We start from the raw sequence: 19,408 nt of genomic DNA, 5'->3' as shown, positions 1-19,408 counted from the left end.
GGGGACGTGGAGACCCAGCTGGACCACGCCTTCGCGATCGTGCGGAAGACGTTCGGCACGGGGATCGGGGCCGGCCCCGGGCATTGCCGGCCGGTCAGGGCAGCAGGTCGGCCCGCGGCGGCACGAAGAAGTCGATGTTCACGCAGGGGGCCTCGGTCGGCTCCACGTAGTGCTCGCTGCCGCGCGGGACCAGCAGGAACGAGCCCGCCCGCATGTCGTGCGCGACCCCGTCCACGTAGTAGTTCGCGCGCCCCTCGGAGATGTGGACCAGCTGGTCGAAGTCCTCGTGCCGGTGCGGGTTGAGCGTCATGCCGACCTCCAGCTCGTGGTGACAGATCATCACCTCGTCGGTGGCGTAGACGCGTCGGCGGACCCCCGGCCGCACCTGGGTGACCGGCAGGTCGTCCCAGTTGACGACGGCGCCGAACAGGGCCGCGTTGCGTGTGCTCACTGCTTCTCCTCTCCGGCGGCGGCCCGCAGGCCGGCCGCCAACATCTGCAGGTCCGAGCCGACGATCAGGTAGTCGGCGGTGCCGAGGCCCAGGTCCGCCGCGGCACTCCGGGCCGGTGCCCAGCCGCCGAACGCCACTCCGGCGGACCGGGCCGCGGCCCGCACCCGGTCCACGGCGGCCCGCAGCACCGCCGGGTCCGCGGGCAGGCCCAGGTCGACGGCCAGGTCGGTGCTGCCGACGAAGCACACGTCGAGAGCGGCGACCAGCTCCGGCAGGGGGTCGGTGCGTGCCGTCTCGATCTGGCCCACCAGCACCGGCGGGTCGTCCTGCTCGGCGCGCAGGAACCCGGCCAGCGGGAGCGCGCCGAACCGGGCGGCCCGGTTGACCAGGCTCACCGAGCGGCGGCCGGCCGGGGCGAACCGGGTCGCCGCCACGAGTGCCTCTGCCTGTGCGGTGCGGGTGAGCATGGAGAGCTGGATGCCCGCCGCCCCGGCCTCCAGGAGCCGGTTGACGGCGGCCGCGTCCACCGCGGGCACCCGGACCAGGGCGGGCAGACCGCAGACGGCCGCGTGGCGCACCAGGTCCACGGCGTCCCGCTCGGTGAGCGTGGAGTGTTCGAGGTCGACGACCACGAACCCGAACCCGGCCGCCGCGGCCAGCTCCACCGCGTCGGGCGTCGCCAGCTTGACGAAGGTGCCGACGGCGGGTCCCCCCGCCGTCAGGGCGGCGCGCAGCCGCCGCCGCAGCGGATGGACGTCACCGGCGGTCATCGGGCCTCCACGGTGTCGGTGTCTACGGGCGGATGTGGATGTCGTACGGGCCTCGCGGCGTCGTCGCACGGGCGTACGCAACGCCGTCGGGGCGTACGCAACGCCGTCATACGGGCCTCGCAACGGCGTCGCACGGGCGCCGCAACGCCGTCGTGCGGGCGTGTCAGGCCGAGACCCGGCCGAGGGCCGAGGGCCGGGCTGGGCCGAGGGCCGCGGGCCGAGCCGAGGGCCGGGGCCGGGCCGGAAAGGGGCAGGCCCAGGCCGGGGGGCGCGCCCAGGCCGGGGGGGCACGCCCAGGCCGGGGGGGCACGCCCAGGCCGGGAAGGGTCAGGCCGACGGCAGGCCGCGCCACGGCACGATGTCGACCTCGGCGCCCTCGTGGAGCACCACGGTCGGCTCCAGGCGCGGGGCGACGATGGTGTTGCCGGCGGCGTCGGGCAGGGTGCACTCCTCGGTCTCGGTGACGACCGTGACATCGGCCCGCCCGCCGACCTCCAGGCGCCCGTAGCCCTCGGTGTCGAGACCGAGCAGCCGGGCCGGCGCGACGGTGGCCCGGCGGACGCACTCCTCGAAGGGCGCGCCGAGTGCTACCAGCTTGGAGATGCTGGTGAGCAGGTCGAACACCGGGCCGCGCCAGTTGCGGGCGCTGGTGTCGGAGCTGAGGATGTCGGGCAGGAAGCCGTCGGCGATGGCCCGGCGGGCCACCTCGAAGCTGAGGTTGCTCCTGCCGTGGGCGGAGTCGAACAGGACGCCGCGCTCACGGGCCGCGGTGACGGCGGGCTGCACGTGGTCACCGTCGAGGATGCCGTACGGCTTGCCGGTGTAGCAGTGCGCCACGATGTCACCGGGGCGCAGGTGGTCGAGGACGACGGGCAGCGGCACCGGCGTCTCGCCGATGTGCAGCATCAGCGGGAGACCGGCCTGTTCGGCCAGGGCCACGGACTTCTTCAGCAGCGGCTCCCAGTGCTCGCCGACGACGTCCTCGGAGAGCCGGATCTTGAAGCCGCGCACGATGTCGGGGTGGGCCTCGGCGGTCGCGAGCGCGTCGTCGGGGACCAGGGTGCCGGGGTTCAGCAGCTCGCCGAATCTGAAGTCGATCAGGCCGAGCACCGAGACGTTGAGGAAGTTGACGATGCGCATCCGGTTCGCCTCGACGACCAGCTTGCGGAAGGCCGCGAAGGTCGAGGCGCCGGCCGTACCGGCGTCCGCCGCGGCGACCACGCCGCGGCGCAGATGGGCCTCCTCGGCGGGGGCGCCGACGGCGGAGACGTACTGGAAGATGTGGGTGTGGCCCTCGACGAGGCCCGGCAGCACGGTGGAGCCGGTGACGTCGATCGTGCGGGCCGCGCCGGTCGCGAGACCCTCCCCGATCGCGGCGATGCGGTCACCGGTGACCGCCACGTCGAGCCGGGCGTTGGTGCCCGACGCCGGGTCGATGACGGTGCCCCCGGCCAGGACGAGGTCGTAGGACGGTGTGGAGGAGTGTGACATCGCTGTGGCTCCAGGGTGAGGGGACGGTCAGCCGGCCTGTTCGGCCGGCCGCTGGTCGCGCGGTGCGGCGTCCGCGGGACGCACGATGCGGGTGACGAGGGGAAGGACACCGTCCACCTCGACGCCGACCTCGTCGCCGTCGGCGAGGAAGCAGGCGCGGTCCTGGCCGGTGCCGGCCGGGGTTCCGGTGAGGACGACGTCGCCGGGTTCGAGGGCGGCGTACCAGGACAGCCTGCTGAGCAGATCGGCGACGGGGAAGATCATCCCGGCGCTGGTGTCGTCCTGGACGAGTTGACCGTTGACCCGGGTGCGCACGCCGATGGCCTCGCGGTCGGCGAACTCGTCGGGCGTGCAGACGGACGGCCCGAGCGGGGTGAACCCCGGGTAGCTCTTGGCGAGGGCGGGTGTGCCGGTGGTGCGCATGACATCCCGGGCCGTCATGTCGTTGGCGGCGGTGACACCGGCGACGGCGGACCAGACCTCCGACTCGGCGGCCTGGAAGAGCCGGCGCCCGACGACGACCGCTATCTCGCCCTCGTAGTCGGGTTCGGCCGCGCCCGGCGGGATCACCGCCCGCGCGCCGGGAGGAAGGACGCCTGACGACGCGGCCAGGTACAGGATCGGCTGTTCGGGCAGCCCCCTGCCGGTCCGCTCCGCCTTCGACACGTAGTTGAGTCCGACGCCCCACACCGCGCCGGGACGGCCCAGCGGCGCCGTGAGGACGGCCTCGTCGAGAGGGATGCGCCGGCGCACCGCGCACGACGCCAGGCACTGCAGCGAGCCCTCCTGCTCGAGGACCGCGCCGAGGTGCGGGAAAGCAGTGGCCAACAGGGCGACAGCCCCGTCTTCGATCCGGCCCAGGCCGGTCCGCGTCGTGACTACTCGCATGGCGAGCATCTTTTATTGCGAGACGCCATCATGTCAAGCAATACGCAAGCGCTGGTCGGGGACGCGCCGACACCCCGTCCGCGCGGGTCGGCGGACGGGGTGTCGGTGGGCTGATCTGCGGTGGTGAGCAGGGCTGTTCGCGGAGCCGGCGGCACCGTGTCAGGCAAGTTGGCGCCGCACCTCGTCGCCGTCCCAGTAGTCCGTGCGGTGCGTGACGAGACCGTCGGCGACGGTGAACAGGAAGACCCCGCGGATCCGCACGGGCCGGTCGCCCGCCGAACGCATCCGGAACGTCATGACGTACGGCACCGCGGCGAAGGCGCCGTCGACGAGGACGCGCTCGGGCACGTACCGCAGCTCCCCGAAGTCCGCCAGGAAACCGGTCAGCGCCGCCCGGTACGCGGCGCGGCCCCGTCGGCTCTGTCCCGTCGACGACGTGTGCTCGTTGACGAAGTCCTCGGCCACGCAGGCGGCCACGGCGTCGGCGTCGTGCGCGTTCAGCGCCGCGAGGTACGCCTCGACGGCGGCGCGGGTGGCGTCGGCCCCGCTGTTGTCCGCGCCGTCGTCCGTGCCGTCGTCCGTGCCGTCGTCCGTGCCGTCGGTGCTCCCGGTGGTCAGGCCGACCCCCACTTCCGCCGGACCGTGTCGAACACCCGCTGGTCGTGCGAGATCTCCACGACGTTGCCGTCGGGATCCTTCAGCGCGCAGATGTAGCCCACGGGGTCGGGCATCTGCCGGGGCTCCCAGTGCAGGCAGCCCAGTTCCCGGGCGCGGTCCGCCAGGGCGTCGACGTCCTCGCGCGCCGGCACCTCGATGCCGATGTGCGCGAACGGGTGCAGCAGGCCGAGCCGGCCGCCCTTGTCCTTGTCGAAGGACACCAGGACGAGCACGAACGGCGTCTCCACCTGCTTGTCGTTGGAGAGCCAGACGCTCTCGCCGTCGGCGTCCTTGAACCGCTCGACCACGACCAGGGGAGTGAGCGAGGTGTAGAACTCGATCGCCTTGTCGAGGTCCCCGGTGGGCAGCGCGACGTGCGTCCAGCGGGCCGAGGTGAGACCGGTGGCCACAGTGCCTCCATCGTGAGGGGTACGAATTTCCCCGAGATTAGACATGTGGGCGTGGGTGAGTCGATGTGCTGCGGACACAACGCGCGTGTCGGGAACGCTGACCCCGCGCGACATCGGTCCCGCGCCCGCCGCCGTGGGAGCCTGCGGGATGACGGCGACAGTGGTCGGCGGGGAAGACACGGGGAAGACGCGGGGAAGAGGAGAGCGAAGCGTGGAGTACCGGATTCTGGGCGGGACGGGCATCGAGGTGAGCGAGCTGTGCCTCGGGACGATGATGTTCGGTGCCTGGGGCAACACGGACGAGGCGGAGTGCCACCGGATGGTGGCGACGGCGCTGGACGCCGGCGTCAACTTCGTCGACACCGCCGACGTGTACGCCTTCGGCGAGTCGGAGGAGATCCTCGGCCGGGCGCTGAAGGGGCGGCGCGACGACGTCGTCCTGGTGTCGAAGTTCCACAACGAGATGCCGGGAGGCCCGCTCGACCGCAACCGGCGCGGCAACTCCCGGCTGTGGATCACGCGTGCCGTCGAGGACAGCCTGCGCCGGCTGGGCACGGACCACCTCGACGTGTACCTCGTCCACCGTCCCGACCCCCGCACCGACATCGAGGAGACGCTCGGCGCCCTCGGCGACCTGGTACGGGCGGGCAAGGTACGGGCGATCGGCACGTCCAGCTTCCCGGCCGAGGAGATCGTCGAGGCGCAGTGGGCGGCCCGGCGCGGCGGCCGTGAGCGGTTCACGGTGGAGCAGCTGTCGTACTCGGTGCTGGCCCGGCACGCAGAGGCCGCCGTGCTGCCCACCGCGCAGCGGCACCGGATGGGTGTCATGGTCTGGAGCCCGCTGAACGGCGGCTGGCTGACCGGCAAGTACCGGGCCGGCGCGGAACCGGCGGGTGACTCGCGCGCCCGGACCAACGGCGACCACTTCGACTACGCCGACGCGCGGGTGCGCGAGCGCAAACTGGCGGTGGTCGAGGAACTCGTACGCCTCGCCGCCGACGAGGGCTGCACGCTCGTGGAGCTGGCCCTGCGGTTCGTGCTCGCCCATCCCGGCGTCACCTCGGCCGTCATGGGCCCGCGCACCCACGAGCAGCTCCTGACGCAGCTGACGGCGGTGGACCGGCCGCTGTCCGCCGGGGCGCTGGACCGGATCGACGAGTTGGTCGCGCCGGGCAGCGTGCTCAACCCGCGCGACATCGGCTACACGGCACCGGCTCTGGAGAGCGCGGCACTGCGCCGCCGCTGACCACGCCGCCGCCACCGCCGTCGTCGTACGCCTGATGCCGGCCCCGCGCACGTGCGGGGCCGGCATCCGTGCGCCGAAGCGGCGCCGCCGTCAGGTCGAGCCGCGCTCGAAGGGGCGTCCCAGGGCGGCCGGTTCCCGGTGCTGTGTGGTGAACAGCAGCATGGCCAGGAGCGCCAGCAGGTACGGGGCGGCGACGAGCAGTTGGGCGTTGAGGGTGATGCCGAGCGGCGGCAGCGCCAGGCGCAGCGCGTCGGACACGCCGAACACCAGGCAGCCGAGCAGCGTGCGGCCCAGTCGCCACGCCCCGAAGATGACCGCGGCGATGACGATGTATCCGCGCCCGGCGGTCATGTTCTGGTTGAACGAGCCGACCTCGCCGACCGCCAGGTACGCGCCGCCCAGACCGGCCAGCGCGCCGCACCACAGCAGTGCCTGCCGGCGCCGCAGGTTGACCTTGATGCCGGTGACGTCGGCGGCCTGCGGGTTCTCCCCCACGGCCCGCAGTTCCAGGCCCCAGCGGCTGCGCTCGACCAGCCACCAGGTGAGCCCGACCAGCGGGATCAGGAGATAGGCGGGCCAGCGTACGGAGAACAGGGGGGCGCCGATGACCGGGATGTCCCGCAGCAGCGGAACGGACAGCAGCCCGACCTGGTGCGAGGCGAACTGCTGGGTCGTGATCAGGAAGCTCGTCAGACCGAGCACCAGCGCGTTCAGCACGAGGCCGACGACGAAGGTGTTGATCTGCGCCCGGTGCGAGAGGTTGCCGTGCACCGCCCCGATGACGAGGCCGGTCAGCAGGCCGACGACGAGGCCGAGGGTGGCGCTGCCGGTCGCGCTCGCGGTGGCGACCGAGGTGAACGCGGAGCCGAGCATCATCGCCTCGACGGAGATGTTCATCGTGCCGGCCCGCTCGGCGACGTACTCGCCGCAGGCGGCGAGGGCGAGCGGCACGGTCAGCCGGACCCCGCTCGCGAGAATGGTGGAGGTGCTGTCCAGAGCGCTCACGCGGCCGCCTTCACTTCGGTCGGGACGACGGGCGCGGCGGGCGCGGCCGACGGCCTGGCGCCCCGGCGCCCGCTGACGAGGTTGACGAGGAGGGGCGGGACGACGAACGCGAGGACGAGCAGCGCCTTGACGATGTCGACCAGGTAGTACGGGACGCCAGTGGCGGAGAGGAAGTCGCCGCCCGAACGCAGTACGGCGAACACGAACGACACCGGGATCGCGACCAGGGGACGGTTGCGTGCGACGAGCGCGACGAGCAGGCCGTCCCAGCCGACGTTGTCGGAGAGTCCGGCCTGCAGCCGGTTGGTGCTGACCGGGCTGGCCAGCAGCAGCCCGCCCGCCAGGCCCGCGAAGGCGCCGGACAGGGTCAGGGTGAGGCCGCTGAGCGCGGCCACCCGGACGCCGGTGTGCTGGGCCGTGCGCGGATTCAGCCCGACCATGCGCACCCGGAAGCCCCATCGGCTGCGGGTCAGGACGACGGCGACGCCGACCGCCGCGGCGAGCGCGACGAACAGGCCCAGGTTCACCTGGAGCGACGGATACTGCCCGAAGCCGCCGAGCAGGGCGCCCGCCGGCAGGGGGTTGGACTGCGCGTCGGCGATGCCGGAGGAACCCTGCGCGCTCTCCTGGAGGAACCAGGGGGTGCTGACCGCGAACGTGACGAGCTGGAGGGCGAGGAACGTCATCAGGAGGGTGCTCACCGCCACGTTGACCCCGCGGAAGCGGTACATCAGGGCGCTGAGCGCGGCCCAGGCGCCGCCGCCGACGGCCGCCGCGGCCATCACCACGACGACCAGCATCGGGCCGGGCATGGCCAGCCGCAGCCCGACCCAGGCTCCGGCCAGGCCGCCGATGAGCACCTGTCCTTCCTGTCCGATGTTGAAGGTGCCGGCGGCCGCGCAGACGCAGGTGCCGACGGCGACCAGCAGCAGCGGCGCCGCGTTGAGCAGCGTCGTCGTCCAGCCGGTGGAGTTGGCGAGGCTGCCGGTCCAGATCGCCTCCACCGACGCGCTGGGCGAGGCACCGGTCAGCATGAGCAGTACGGCGGACAGGCCCAGGGCGGCGGCGACGAGCAGGACGGTGCAGCCCGCCGTCCGCCAGCCGCCCGGCCCGGGGCGGAGCCGGGCCAGGAGACGCCGGCCGAGGTCGTCGGCCGGCGTCCGCGTCGTGCGCGGGTCCGGCCCGGCGGCGGTGGCACTCATGCGGCCTCGCCCCCGACCAGCATGCCGAGCCGCTCGGGGGTCGCCTCGGAGACGGGAAGCGCCCCGGTGATCCGCCCGGAGGAGATCACCGCGATCCAGGTGGCAAGGGCCATGACTTCCTCCAGTTCGGTGGAGATGAGCAGCACGCCTACGCCCTCGGCGGCCGCCGCCCGCAGCCGGGCGTACATGTCCTCGATGGCGCCGACGTCCAGTCCGTGGGTGGGCTGCGCGGCCACCAGGACGCGGGTGCGGCCCGACAGTTCCCGGGCGAGCACGACCCGCTGCTGGTTGCCGCCGGAGAGGCTGCGGACGGGTGTGTCCAGCGACGGTGTGACGATGTTGAACTCGTCGGCGAGGCGTCGGGCCTCGGCGAGCATCGCCCGCCGCCGCAGCAGGAACCGGCCGCTGACCTGGTCGAGGGACTTCATCGTGAGGTTCTCGGCGACGCTCATGTCGAGGACGACGCCGCTCTGGTGCCGGTCCTCGGGCACGATGCCAAGGCCGGCCTTCGACAGGACGCCGGGCCGGGTCAGGTCGACCTCGCGCCCGGCGACCTCGACGGTGCCGGCACTCGGCACGACGAGTCCGGAGAGGACGTCGCCGAGCATCGCCTGCCCGTTGCCCTCGACGCCGTAGAGAGCGACGATCTCGCCCGCGCCGACGGTGAGGTCGACGCCGTCGAGGACCCTGACCCCGTCGTGCTCCACGGTGAGCCCCGCGAGGCGCAGCACGTGCGCCTCGCGGTCGTGGCCCTCGTCCTGCGCCGTACGCGGGTTGCGCACCGGCAACAGGCCGAGGGCGGCGCCCTCCTCGCCCAGCGACACCTCACGGCCCACCATCTGCTGGGCGAGCAGTTGCGGGGTGGTCTCGGCGGTGACCGCCCGGAAGGCGACGCGGCCCTTGCGCAGGACCGTGACCCGGTCCGTGGCCCGGGCGATCTCGGCGAGCTTGTGACTGATGAGGATGACGGCGCGCCCCTCCTCCTGCACCACCCGGCCGAGGACGGCGAACAGCTCCTCCGACTCGGCCTGGGTGAGCACCGAGGTGGGCTCGTCGAGGATCAGGATCCGGGGGTTGCGCCGCAGGCACTTCACCACCTCGACCCGCTGCCGCTCGCCCGCCGAGAGCGTCCCGACGCGGGCCTCGGGGTCGATCGGCAGCCCGTACCGCGCCGAGACCTCGGCGATCTCGGCGCAGAGGGCCTGCTTGTCGACCCTGCCGCGGTCACCGAGCGCCACGTTCTCCCACACGGCCAGCGCGTCGATGAGGCTGAAGTGCTGGTGCACCATGCCGATGCCCAGCTCGGCCGCCTCCTGCGGGCTGTCGAGCGCGACCTCCTCACCGCGCACCAGCACGATGCCGTCGTCACGCCGGACCAGCCCCAGCAGGACCTTCATGAGGCTGGACTTGCCCGCCCCGTTCTCGCCCAGGAGTCCGTGGATCTCGCCCGCGTCAACGCTGAGGTCCACCGCGTCGCAGGCCGTGACCGCTCCGTAGGACTTCGTGATGCCGCGCAGCTCGAGAATCGGAGCCGCTGAGGCCGTCGGTGTCATCGCTGCATCTTCCTCGTCGGTGTCGGCAGGTCAGCCAAGGCGCTTGACCTCGGCGGCCGGGTCGATCTCCTTGCTGCCGATCTTCTTGATGAAGGCCGCCAGCTGCGCGGCCTGGTCGCCTTCGGGGTGGCAGATCCTGACGGTCGGGTAGGGGTCGACGCCGAGCTGCCAGGTGCGCGTGGTGCCCATCTTCAGGTTGTTCTTGGCGAATTCCTTCAGCGCGGCCTGGAAGTAGTCGCCGGGGCTGAAGATGACGGAGATGTCGTACTTGGGGGCGGTCGAGTCGCACCGGTCGGTGCCCGGGGTGAGGGTCAGCACCTTACTGCCGTTCGCCAGCTGGGCCGAGGCGTCGGTGGCACCGCCGAGGTAGGGGTAGATGACCTTGGCGCCCTGGCTGATCTGGGCCTGGGTGGCCTCCTTGGCCTTGGCCGAGTCGTTGAAGTCGCCGGTGTAGGTGGTGGCCAGCTCGGCCTTCGGGACGACCTCCCGGATGCCGGCCAGGAAGGCGTTGGCGGCGGCCACGCTGAAGTCGGCCTTGGCGCCGGTGATGAACCCGGCCTTGGTGTCGCCGGCCGTCTTCATCTTCAGGCCCGCGGCGTAGCCGGCGACCAGCATGGACTGGTTCGGGTCGTCGGCGGACAGCATGATCTTGGGGGCCTGGTCGATGTTCGCCGACGAGGGCACGTACCAGGCGGTCTTGGCGCAGACGGCCTCCTCGGAGGCGGGGATGGCGTTCTTGAGCTCGCTGGCGCCGAGCGCGATCATGTCCACGTGCTGCTGGCACAGGGCGCGGGCGGCGGTGAGCGCGTCGTTCACGGGTACGCTGCCGCGCTTGATGACCGTCCAGCCCTGCGTCTTGGCGTAGGCGTCCGCGCCGTCGACGAAGCTCTGGTAGTAGCCGTGGTCGTTGATGTCACCGGGGCTGAGGACACCGATGACGACCTTGCCGTCGCCGTTGACGTCGGGCTCCTTGAGGCCGGAGCCGCTGTCGCCGGTCGCCGAGGCGGTCGTCTTGGCGGCGGTCGCGTCGTTGCTGGCACAGCCGGCGAGCGCGAGGGCTCCCACGAGGGCGAGGCCGACCGCGGCTCGGGGGCGGCGAAGGGTGCTTCTGGTGGTCATGTGCGTGGTTCCATTCGCTCAGTGGTGACGCTCGGGGGGTGTCGCTCGGGGTGCCGCCCCGGCGGGGCGGTGGTGATGTCGAGGGGGGATCGCTCGGCAGGGCCGGGGGGACCGGGGTCCTGGGTGACCTCGGCGTCAAGGGGACCGTCCTGGTGCCGGACGGACTCCTCACCCGCGGCGACGGACCACGGGAGACGGATCCGCCCGGCCGCTCGGACCCGGGTGGGGTCGATGCGGCATGGGGGGGCGGAGACGGGACGGGGTCGTCAGCGGTGATGCCGACGGCCGCGGCGGGCACGAGGGGTGGGGCTGGCGCGCGTGGTGCACGCGGCGCCCGTGGTGTGTGTGGTGCGCGTGGCGTGTGTGGTGCAGGTGGTGCACCTGGTGGGCGTGGTGCGCGTGGTGCGCGTGGTGGTGGACCGGTGGGGTAATCGGCGGCCGGCGCCGCGCGGGTGACGGCGGGTCGCCGGTCCGGTGGGCCGGGCGGCCGCCGTCCGGGGGTGGCCGGTGGTCCTCGCCCGCGCGGGCCCGGCCAAGTCGGTGACGTTCAACGGATGCTCTCCCCTCGCTGGTTGGCCGCCGGTCCTACGGCCCGGACGGTCGTACGGCCGTCCGGGCCGGGCTCATGGGAAGCCCACGGGTGCTCCGGCACCGGCCGGGCTCACCGGATGGCCACCGGTTCGGGCCAGGCCGGCCGGGGGGTGATCCCGGCCCGCCGCAGCAGGGCGGCGGACCGTTCGGCGGCGGCCTCGGCGACGGCCGCGAGGTCGACGCCGGTCGGCCGGCGGTCGCGGACGACCACACGGCCGTCGACCAGGACGTCGCGGACGGTGCGGGAGACGTGTCCCCAGACGAGCTGGCGGGCCAGGTCCCCCCTGGGTATCCAGGCCGGGTCCGAGCCGTCGAGTACGACGAGGTCGGCGGCCTTGCCGACCTCCAGGGAGCCGATCCGGTCGCCGAGCCCGATCGCCTCGGCCCCCTCGGCCGTCGCGAGCGCGAACGCCTGCTCGGCACGGATCGGGGCGGGCAGGTCGCGGTCGCGTTCCAGGGCGGCGAACAGGTGGGCGGACAGCAGGACGTCCGGGGCGTCGCCGGCGTTGTGCGCGTCGCAGCCCAGGGCCACCCGGCCGCCCCGCCGCACCAGTTCGGCGTGGCGCGACGCCCGCGTGTACCCCTGGCCGAGCCGCAGGTAGGCGCCGGGACAGGCGGCGACCGCCGTCCGGGTGTCCAGGATCGCCTCGACCTCCGCGTCGTCCAGCCACACCGCGTGCCCCAGCAGCAGACGCGGCCCGAGCACCCCCAGTTCGCGGAAGTGAACCACCGGCCGGCGCCCGCAGCGCAGCGCGTACGTCTCGACGTCGGCGGGGCCGGGCGAGATGTGCCAGGTCAGTCCGGTGTCGAGCCGCTCGGCCAGATCCGCCGCCCCGGTGAGGAGTTCGTCGCTCACCAGGTCGTGCCCGACGAGTGTCACCCACCCGGTGACCGGACCGGTGGCCGGCAGGGAGCGGACGATGTCCTCCTGCCGGGCGAGCACCTCGTCGGCGGGTGCGCCGAGCGGCACGCCCTCGGCGTCCCAGCCCCAGCCGCCGACCCGCGCGCGGATGCCGGCGGCGGCGAGCCCGGCGGCGGCCCGTTCCGGGAAGGCCACGGTGCCGGGTTCCAGCACGGTGGTGATGCCCCGGGACAGGCACTCGACGGCCGTGATGGTGGCGGCCAGTTCGTCGTCGTCGCCGTCGGCCGCGGCGTGCAGCGGGACGATCCAGTCGAAGATCGACTCCTGGGAGCCGATGTCGTCCGGGATCATGCTCCGCACGAGGGGGTCGACGGTGGTGTGCTGGTGGGCGTCGACCAGGCCCGGGATCACCACACAGCCCGACGCGTCGATCTCGCGTGCGCCGCGGAAACGGGCCCGCAGTTCCTCGGCGGTGCCGAACCCGGCGATGCTGTCCCCGGACACGGCGACGGTCGTGTTGCCGAGGACGCGCCGGGCGGGGTCCATGGTGACGACGTCACCGCCCGTGATCAGCAGATCGGTCACGGCTCGATCACCACCTTGCCGATGGTGTCGCGGGCGGCGAGCACGTCCCAGGCCTCGGCGAGGTCCTCCAGCGGGAACCGGGCGGCGGTGGGCAGGTGCAGGCCGTCGGCGAAGCAGGCCGAGGTGGCGGCGACGAAGTCGGCCGAGGTGTAGCCGCCGGTGCCCAGCAGTTTCAGGCCCCGGTGGAAGACCTCCTGGAGCGAGAACGACACCTGGTCGCCGCTGGTGTTGCCCATCAGCAGCAGCCGCCCGCGGACGCCGAGGCAGTCCAGCGAGGTGCGCCAGGTGTCGGTGCCGACGTGGTCCAGGACCAGGTCCGCCCCGGCGTCGCCGGTGAAGGCCGAGACCGCCTTCACCGCGTCGGGGTCCTCGTTGCGCAGCACCAGGTCCGCGCCCGCCTGACGGGCGGCGGCCCGCTTGGCGTCGCTGCCGGCGAACGCGACGACACGGGCACCGGCCCGCTTGGCGAGCTGGACGGCCGCCAGGCTGACGGCGCTCGCTCCCGCGTGCACCACGAGGGTCTCTCCCGCCGCGGTCTCCCCGAGGGTGTGGACCGCGTGCCAGGCCGTCGCGTAGGCGGTGGGCAGGGTGACGGCCGCGGCGAGCGGCACGGAGTCGGGAACCCGGACCACCGATTCGGCGGACGCCGCTACGTACTCGGCCAGCGCGCCCGGGGCGTTGCCGCCGAGGATGCGCGGCCGTACGCAGTACGCGCGGTCGCCCACGGCGCAGCGCGGGCAGCTGCCGCAGCCCTGGGTGGGATCGGCGATGACCCGGTCACCGGGGACGACCGAGCCGACCGCGGTACCGGTCTGCACGACCGTCCCGGCGAAGTCCATGCCGGGCACGTGGGGAAGACGGAAGCCGGGGATCAGTCCCGGCCCCCTGCGCTGAAGCAGGTCCAGGCGGTTCAGCCCGCAGTACTCGACCTCGACGACGACGTCGCGCGGTCCGCACACCGGTTCCGGGACTTCCCTCGGGGACACGGCCTCGGGCCCCCCGAAATCGGTCTGCACCATGGCTCGCACCGGCTGCCCTCCTCCCCTTATCCATCTCGCATTGCGAGTCGATGGAACGTATTGCGAGGTACTTTGCCTCCGCCGAACGGCCCTGTCAACGCTCCTGTGGAACATCTTGGTTTCGTCGGTCTTTCGTGTGAGGACACGGCTCCGCACCGCTCACGACGCAGGCCGGAGCGGGTGGGAAACGCCGACGCGGCAGCGGAACGCCGCGCCGGACGACGCCACGGCACACCGGGCTCCGCCCCCGGAAGCCGACACCCCACCCACAACTCCGACACCCACAAACCGGCACACCACCCGCACGACCAGCACCCCGACGCCGACGTACAGCCCGGGGGCTCGGCGGCAGGGGCGGCGGGGCTGGCAGCGGGAGCTGGCGGCCGGAGGCCGAGGACGGCGGCCGGGGGCGGAGGGCGGAGCCGGGCCCGGAGGGCGGGGGTGACGGCCGGAAGGCGGGGCTGACGGCCGGAAGGCGGGGCTGACGGCCGGAAGGCGGGGCTGACGGCCGGAAGGCGGGGCTGACGGCCAGCTCGGCGGCGGGGGGCTGGGCTGACGGCGGGAGCTGGCGGCCGGAGGCCGAGGACGGCGGCCGGGGGGGCGGAGGGCGGAGCCGGGCCCGGAGGGCGGGGGTGACGGCCAGAGGGCGGAGCTGACGGCCGGAAGCCGGGGCTGACGGCCGAAGGACAGGGCTGACGGCCGCAGGGCGGTAGCCCGGGGCCCGGCAGGCCCCGGAGCCCAGCGGCCCAGCGGTCCGGTGGCCCGGTGGCCGGGCAGACCGGAGGTCCTGCGAGTCGGCGGTAACGCATCGCCCATGGGGTCGGCGGTCCGACGGCAGCGCGTCAGTCACGGATTCATCGACCGGCCCGCGGCTCATCGCCCACGGCGCGTCATCCGCACGGCCCGCGGTCGGCCGCGGCGCGTCGTGCGCGGCGCCGCAGCTCAGCAGTGCCGCGACTCAGCCAGCCCCATGACTCAGCAGCCCCACTACTCTTCGGCCCCGCGGCTCAGCGGTGCCACGACTCAGCAGCCCCACTGCTCCGAGTGCCCGCGGCTCAGCCGCCCCGCGGCTCTGCGGGCCCCGGCTCAGCCGCTCGGTGGCGCCGGATCGTTGTCGTCGCGTGGGGGCCCGTCGGCGTGCAGGCGGCCGTCGTCGGACTTGAGCAGGTCGAGGGCCGCGAGGGCCAGATGGAGTTCCGCCGAGGCGGCGGGGAGCAAGGGGTCGGTGCCGAGGAGGTTCTTGATCTGCCGTACCCGGTAGCCCACCGAGTTGCGGTGCAGATGAAGCTGTTCGGAGACGCTCTGCCGGCTGCCCCGCTCGGCCAGCCAGGCCCGCAGGGTGGCCATCAGCTCGGGACGATGCAGGATCGGCCCGAGGTGCGCCTCGGCGTACGCCTCCAGCCGGGTGCGGGGCAGCGGCAGCAGCATCTGGACGACTCCGCAGCCGCCGAAGGTGAGCAGCGGGACGTGCCGGCTTCGGGCCAGGCCGAGCAGCCGTTCGGCCTCCGTGAAGGACCGGACCAGATCGTCCGCCGAGTCCGGGTGGGAGCCGCTCGCCGCGACGACGTGATCCGCGCACTCGTCGCCGGTCATCAGGCGCAGCCGGGTGCGCAGCCGGGCGAGCGCGGCCTCCCCCGGCACGACCGTCCACGCCGTGCGCGCCTCCTGCTGCACCGGGTGCTCCAACCAGGCCAGGGCGGTGGACCACGCGCGCAGCCGGGAGCCGCTGTAGTGCAGTACGGCGGCGGCGGGCGGGTGCTCCAGATCGATCCCCAGGGCCGTGGCCGCCGCGCGCTGCGAGGGACTCACCGTCCCGGACCGCAGCGCGGCGACGACGTCGGCGGCGGTGTGCCGTGGCGGGGCCGCCCCGGCCGACTCGTCCCCGGCGCGTACGGCGTCGATGAGCAGCGCGGTGACGGCGGCACCCGCCAGCGCCCGTACGTACGGATCGCAGAGACCGACGGTCAGCAGTACCCCGGCGACGGTCGTCCCGGCCCGCACGGGCAGCGCCGCGGCCCGCAGTCCGTCGAGCGTGTCGACCACCGGTCCGGCCGCGCCGTCGAGGACGCCGCGCGCCACCGCGGCCGGCAGCCCCGCGCCGCCGTCGGTGGCCGCCAGCGGCACGCCCTGCGCGGACAGCAGGCGCGCGTGCCGGCCGGTCGCCGCGCGCAGCGCGCGCAGCACGTCCGAGCGCGCGGCTCCGGCGAGCACGGCCTCGGTCAGTTCTCGTTCGAGGGTGGTGGGGTCGGCGTCCGGTCCCGGCCCTTCCCGGGCGGGTCCGGACCACGGTCCGGCGGTGGTGATACCCATGGCGTCGCTCTCAGCGGTCCAGCAGCCGGACGGCCACACCCTTCTCCTGGGTGTACTCGCGCAGCGCGGCGTACCCGCCGCCCCGGCTGAAGCCGCTGTCCTTCTGCATGTTGAAGGGGAAGCCGATCACTCCGGCGTCGTGGAACTGGTTGACCGCGACCTGCCCGGAGCGGACGTCTTTCGCCAGCCGCAGGGCCCGGGAGATGTCGTTGGTCCAGATGCAGGCCAGCAGGCCGAAGTCGGTCGCGTTCATCAGCTCGGTCGCCTCGGCGGCGTCGCGGAAGGACTGCACGGCGAGGACGGGGCCGAAGACCTCCTCGCGGGCGACGCGCATGCCCGCGTCCACACGGTCGTATACGGTCGGCCGGACGAACCACCCGTCCCCGGTGGGCGCGCCGCCGGTGACCAGCCTCGCCCCCTCCCGCGGGGTGTCGGCGAGGAAGCCGCTGACGCGGTCGAACTGCGCGCCGCTGACCAGCGGTCCCATGTCCAGGTCGGCCTCCCAGGGCCCGGTCCTGACCGCGGTCATGGCGGCGGCGACCCGTTCCACGACCTCGTCGTGCACCGACGCCTCGACGAGCAGCCGGGAACCGGCGTAGCAGTTCTGGCCCGCGTTCTCGGTGATCGAGGCGACGACCGCCGGGATCGCGGTGTCGAGGTCGGCGTCGGCGAAGAGCACGTTCGGCGACTTGCCGCCGAGTTCCAGTTTCACCGGGACGAGGTTCCGCGCGGCGGCCGCCATGATCGCCCGCCCGGTGGCGGTGGAGCCGACGAAGCTGATGTGGTTGACGTCGGGGTGCGAGGTGAGCGCGACCCCCGCTTCGGGCCCGAGACCGGTGACGACGTTGATCACGCCCGGCGGGAGACCGGCGCGGCGGGCGAGGTCGGCGAGGGCGAACGGCGCCAGCGGCGCGATCTCGGACGGCTTGAGGACGACCGTGTTGCCGGCGGCGAGCGCCGGTGCGACGTTCGCGGCGGTGAGCACGGCGGGCACGTTCCACGGGAGCACTACGGCGCACACGCCGTACGGCTCGGGGACCGTGTAGCCCAGGTAGTCGGGGCTGCGGGTCGGCAGCGTCACTCCGGTGAGCTTGTCGGCCGCGCCGGCGAAGTAGTCGATGATGCCGTGGGCGATGTAGATGTTCATGCGGCCCGCGGACAGGGGCTTGCCCACGTCCTGGGCCTCCACTGCCGCGAGGGCCTCGACCTCGGCGATGATCAGGTCGGCCCAGCGCCGGAGCAGGGCCCCACGTTCGCTCGGGCTGGTCGCCGCCCAGGCGGGGAAGGCGCGCCGCGCCGCGGCCACCGCGTCGTCGACGTCGGCACCGCCCGCCCGGGCCGTCCGGGTGATCACCTGCCGGGTCGCCGGATCGAGGACGTCCAGCGTGCCGCCGTCACGGGCCGCGACCCACTCGCCGTCGATGAAGTGCTGGGAAGAAGGGAAGTCAACAGCCGCCATAGGGGGAACCTTGACCGGTCATATCGCGCATGTCAATATGCGATCTCGCATTACGAGTCAGCTCAAGCTGCCGTACCGAGACGTAGCGACGCGACGCGAGCAAGACGTAGCGACACGACGCGAGCAAGACGCAGCGACACAAGCGAGACGGCGCCGGACGGCGCGAGTCGTCGCACGACAGCGCGAATCACTGAGGAGGCCCCGTGCGCGCCACCGCCGCTCTGCTGGAGCAAGCCGGCCAGCCGTTCGTCCTGACCGAGGTGGACCTGGAGGAACCCCGTCCCGACGAGGTGCTCGTCCGGGTCGCCGCCGTCGGCATCTGCGGTACCGACCTCGAGTTCGCCTCCTTCTTCGCCACGCCCGCGCTGCTCGGGCACGAGGGGGCGGGCGTCGTCGAGAGGGTCGGGGCGCATGTCACCTCGGTACGGCCGGGCGACCACGTCGCCATGTCCTTCACGTCGTGCGGCACGTGCGCGCTGTGCCGCACGGGTTCGCCCGCCTACTGCCGCGGTTTCGACGCGGTGAACTTCTCCGGCCGCCGGCCCGACGGCTCCACCGCGGTGACCCACAAGGGACGGGAGGTCAACGCCCACTTCCTGGGCCAGTCGTCGTTCGCGAGCCATGTCGTCGCTCCGGAGCGCGCGGTGGTCCGGATCGACCCGTCGCTGGACCTGCTGCGGGCCGGCCCCTTCGGCTGCGGCTTCCAGACCGGCGCGGGCGGCGTGCTCAACGTGCTGCAGCCGCGCCCCGGTTCGTCGATCGCGGTCTTCGGGGCGGGGGCCGTCGGCGTCTCCGCCGTCATCGCCGCCGCGCTGAGCGGCTGCGACGTCGTCGCCGCCGTGGACGTGAACCCGGCCAAGCTGGCGGCGGCGCGCGGCTTCGGCGCCACGCACACCGTGGACTCCTCGGCGGGGGGAGCCGCCGAGCAACTGGCCGCCCTCGTACCGGAGGGGTTCGACTTCGTCATCGACACCACCGGGCGCGAGGACGTCCTGCGCACCGCCGTGGAAGCCCTCGGCCCGCTGGGCCGCGCCGGAGTCATCGGCATCGGCCCCAGCGAGTCGATGAGCTTCGAGTGGCGCAGCATCCTCAACGGGCGTTCCGTCACCGGCATCATCGCCGGGTCCAGCCTGCCGCAGCTGTTCCTGCCGAGGCTGCTCGCCCTGAACGCCCAGGGCCGGTTCCCCGTCGAGAAGATGATCACGTACTTCCCGTTCGAGCAGATCAACGAGGCCGTCGCGGCCGTCCGGGCCGGCACGGTCGGCAAGGCCGTACTGACCTTCTGACCGGGCGCCGGCCCGCTGTACCTCGGCTGACCTCGGCTGTACCTCGACGAAGAGGCGTTGTCACACGCGCGGGGACACCTTAAGGTGACCGCACCGCCGATGAGGCAGCAGACATCCGGTGGCGCGGCCGGACAACACCGCGCACAGGTTCGAGCACGTGGAGCGTGCCCACCATGTCCGCCGACATCGACTTCGGCTTCGGCTTCGCCGACCAGCACACCCCTTCCGACGAGCCCGCCCGGTTCGACCACCACTCCGACGAGGCCAACGCGGACCCGGTCTCCTACTACGCGCGTTTCCGCGAGAGCTGCCCGGTGGGCCGCTCGGCCGCCCACGGCGGCTTCCACTACACGACGCGGTACGCCGACGTGGCCCGTATCGCCCGTGACGACGCGACGTTCTCCTCGGCCCGCAACGAGCACGGCGGCGAGGGCGTCGGCATCGTCATTCCCAAGGGCCCCGGGCTGGAGCAGTACCCGATCGAGCTCGACCCGCCGCGCGCGA

At 73.5% G+C, this 19,408-nt stretch carries 16 protein-coding genes and 1 pseudogene; 3 read left to right on the top strand and 14 right to left on the bottom strand.

Annotated elements, in window-relative coordinates; genetic code table 11:
- Positions 1 to 94: 94 nt before the first annotated feature.
- From AB0P24_RS46040 to AB0P24_RS46015, 6 genes are all read right to left on the bottom strand, one after another.
- A complete protein-coding gene (locus tag AB0P24_RS46040; RefSeq protein ID WP_181806690.1) occupies positions 95 to 451 on the bottom strand; it encodes a cupin domain-containing protein in 357 nt (118 codons plus the stop codon).
- Positions 448 to 1,221: an aldolase/citrate lyase family protein gene (locus tag AB0P24_RS46035; protein ID WP_365805165.1), complete on the bottom strand. Its 774-nt coding sequence runs from the start codon at positions 1,219 to 1,221 to the stop codon at positions 448 to 450. The genes AB0P24_RS46040 and AB0P24_RS46035 overlap by 4 nt, the downstream gene beginning before the upstream one ends.
- Before the next feature lie 327 nt (positions 1,222 to 1,548).
- A complete protein-coding gene (locus tag AB0P24_RS46030; protein WP_365805163.1) occupies positions 1,549 to 2,712 on the bottom strand; it encodes a hypothetical protein in 1,164 nt (387 codons plus the stop codon).
- Between the two features lie 27 nt (positions 2,713 to 2,739).
- A complete protein-coding gene (locus tag AB0P24_RS46025) occupies positions 2,740 to 3,600 on the bottom strand; it encodes a fumarylacetoacetate hydrolase family protein (protein WP_365805161.1) in 861 nt (286 codons plus the stop codon).
- A gap of 159 nt (positions 3,601 to 3,759) precedes the next feature.
- Positions 3,760 to 4,230, bottom strand: coding sequence for a nuclear transport factor 2 family protein (locus AB0P24_RS46020; RefSeq protein ID WP_365805159.1), 471 nt, complete (start codon positions 4,228 to 4,230; stop codon positions 3,760 to 3,762).
- Positions 4,215 to 4,667 carry a VOC family protein gene (locus AB0P24_RS46015; protein WP_365805157.1) on the bottom strand — a complete coding sequence of 151 codons (453 nt, stop codon included), beginning with the start codon at positions 4,665 to 4,667 and terminating at the stop codon, positions 4,215 to 4,217. The genes AB0P24_RS46020 and AB0P24_RS46015 overlap by 16 nt, the downstream gene beginning before the upstream one ends.
- 211 nt (positions 4,668 to 4,878) lie before the next feature.
- Here AB0P24_RS46015 and AB0P24_RS46010 point away from each other — a divergent pair, with 211 nt between their 5' ends.
- Positions 4,879 to 5,913 carry an aldo/keto reductase gene (locus AB0P24_RS46010; RefSeq protein ID WP_365805155.1) on the top strand — a complete coding sequence of 345 codons (1,035 nt, stop codon included), beginning with the start codon at positions 4,879 to 4,881 and terminating at the stop codon, positions 5,911 to 5,913.
- A 90-nt stretch (positions 5,914 to 6,003) separates the two neighbouring features.
- Here the strand turns inward: AB0P24_RS46010 and AB0P24_RS46005 are convergent, their stop codons facing one another.
- From AB0P24_RS46005 to AB0P24_RS45970, 8 genes are all read right to left on the bottom strand, one after another.
- A complete protein-coding gene (locus AB0P24_RS46005; RefSeq protein ID WP_365805153.1) occupies positions 6,004 to 6,918 on the bottom strand; it encodes an ABC transporter permease in 915 nt (304 codons plus the stop codon).
- Positions 6,915 to 8,120: an ABC transporter permease gene (locus AB0P24_RS46000; protein ID WP_365805151.1), complete on the bottom strand. Its 1,206-nt coding sequence runs from the start codon at positions 8,118 to 8,120 to the stop codon at positions 6,915 to 6,917. The genes AB0P24_RS46005 and AB0P24_RS46000 overlap by 4 nt, the downstream gene beginning before the upstream one ends.
- Positions 8,117 to 9,673, bottom strand: a complete 1,557-nt coding sequence (locus AB0P24_RS45995; RefSeq protein ID WP_365805149.1) for an ABC transporter ATP-binding protein — start codon at positions 9,671 to 9,673, stop codon at positions 8,117 to 8,119. Before AB0P24_RS45995 ends, AB0P24_RS46000 begins: the two co-directional genes overlap by 4 nt.
- A 30-nt stretch (positions 9,674 to 9,703) precedes the next feature.
- Positions 9,704 to 10,792 (bottom strand): BMP family ABC transporter substrate-binding protein, encoded by a 1,089-nt coding sequence (locus AB0P24_RS45990; protein ID WP_365805147.1) that lies wholly within the window; start codon positions 10,790 to 10,792, stop codon positions 9,704 to 9,706.
- Between the two features lie 661 nt (positions 10,793 to 11,453).
- A complete protein-coding gene (locus AB0P24_RS45985) occupies positions 11,454 to 12,830 on the bottom strand; it encodes an amidohydrolase family protein (RefSeq protein WP_365805145.1) in 1,377 nt (458 codons plus the stop codon).
- A complete protein-coding gene (locus AB0P24_RS45980) occupies positions 12,827 to 13,849 on the bottom strand; it encodes a zinc-binding dehydrogenase (protein ID WP_365805143.1) in 1,023 nt (340 codons plus the stop codon). The genes AB0P24_RS45985 and AB0P24_RS45980 overlap by 4 nt, the downstream gene beginning before the upstream one ends.
- 1,086 nt (positions 13,850 to 14,935) lie before the next feature.
- Positions 14,936 to 16,159: a helix-turn-helix domain-containing protein gene (locus AB0P24_RS45975; protein ID WP_365805141.1), complete on the bottom strand. Its 1,224-nt coding sequence runs from the start codon at positions 16,157 to 16,159 to the stop codon at positions 14,936 to 14,938.
- 10 nt (positions 16,160 to 16,169) lie between these two features.
- Positions 16,170 to 17,618, bottom strand: coding sequence for an aldehyde dehydrogenase family protein (locus tag AB0P24_RS45970; protein WP_365805139.1), 1,449 nt, complete (start codon positions 17,616 to 17,618; stop codon positions 16,170 to 16,172).
- A gap of 203 nt (positions 17,619 to 17,821) precedes the next feature.
- Here AB0P24_RS45970 and AB0P24_RS45965 point away from each other — a divergent pair, with 203 nt between their 5' ends.
- Positions 17,822 to 18,904: an NAD(P)-dependent alcohol dehydrogenase gene (locus AB0P24_RS45965; RefSeq protein WP_365805137.1), complete on the top strand. Its 1,083-nt coding sequence runs from the start codon at positions 17,822 to 17,824 to the stop codon at positions 18,902 to 18,904.
- Positions 18,905 to 19,077: 173 nt separating this feature from the next.
- Positions 19,078 to 19,408, top strand: a pseudogene (locus tag AB0P24_RS45960) (hypothetical protein); the annotation flags it as partial.

The sequence above is a fragment of the Streptomyces sp. NPDC086519 genome, from assembly GCF_040686075.1.
GTDB lineage: Bacteria > Actinomycetota > Actinomycetes > Streptomycetales > Streptomycetaceae > Streptomyces > Streptomyces shenzhenensis.
The sequence above is the reverse complement of the archived record's forward strand: the minus strand, read 5'-3'. Positions and strand labels throughout refer to the sequence as shown.

What these genes read in the sequence shown, in the direction of transcription:
- AB0P24_RS46025 (WP_365805161.1), bottom strand. Translation starts at nt 3,600, where the DNA reads ATGCGAGTAGTCACGACGCGGACCGGCCTGGGCCGGATCGAAGACGGG.
- AB0P24_RS46000 (WP_365805151.1), bottom strand. Translation starts at nt 8,120, where the DNA reads ATGAGTGCCACCGCCGCCGGGCCGGACCCGCGCACGACGCGGACGCCG.
- AB0P24_RS46035 (WP_365805165.1), bottom strand. Translation starts at nt 1,221, where the DNA reads ATGACCGCCGGTGACGTCCATCCGCTGCGGCGGCGGCTGCGCGCCGCC.
- AB0P24_RS45990 (WP_365805147.1), bottom strand. Translation starts at nt 10,792, where the DNA reads ATGACCACCAGAAGCACCCTTCGCCGCCCCCGAGCCGCGGTCGGCCTC.
- AB0P24_RS45980 (WP_365805143.1), bottom strand. Translation starts at nt 13,849, where the DNA reads ATGGTGCAGACCGATTTCGGGGGGCCCGAGGCCGTGTCCCCGAGGGAA.
- AB0P24_RS46030 (WP_365805163.1), bottom strand. Translation starts at nt 2,712, where the DNA reads ATGTCACACTCCTCCACACCGTCCTACGACCTCGTCCTGGCCGGGGGC.
- AB0P24_RS45995 (WP_365805149.1), bottom strand. Translation starts at nt 9,673, where the DNA reads ATGACACCGACGGCCTCAGCGGCTCCGATTCTCGAGCTGCGCGGCATC.
- AB0P24_RS45970 (WP_365805139.1), bottom strand. Translation starts at nt 17,618, where the DNA reads ATGGCGGCTGTTGACTTCCCTTCTTCCCAGCACTTCATCGACGGCGAG.
- AB0P24_RS45975 (WP_365805141.1), bottom strand. Translation starts at nt 16,159, where the DNA reads ATGGGTATCACCACCGCCGGACCGTGGTCCGGACCCGCCCGGGAAGGG.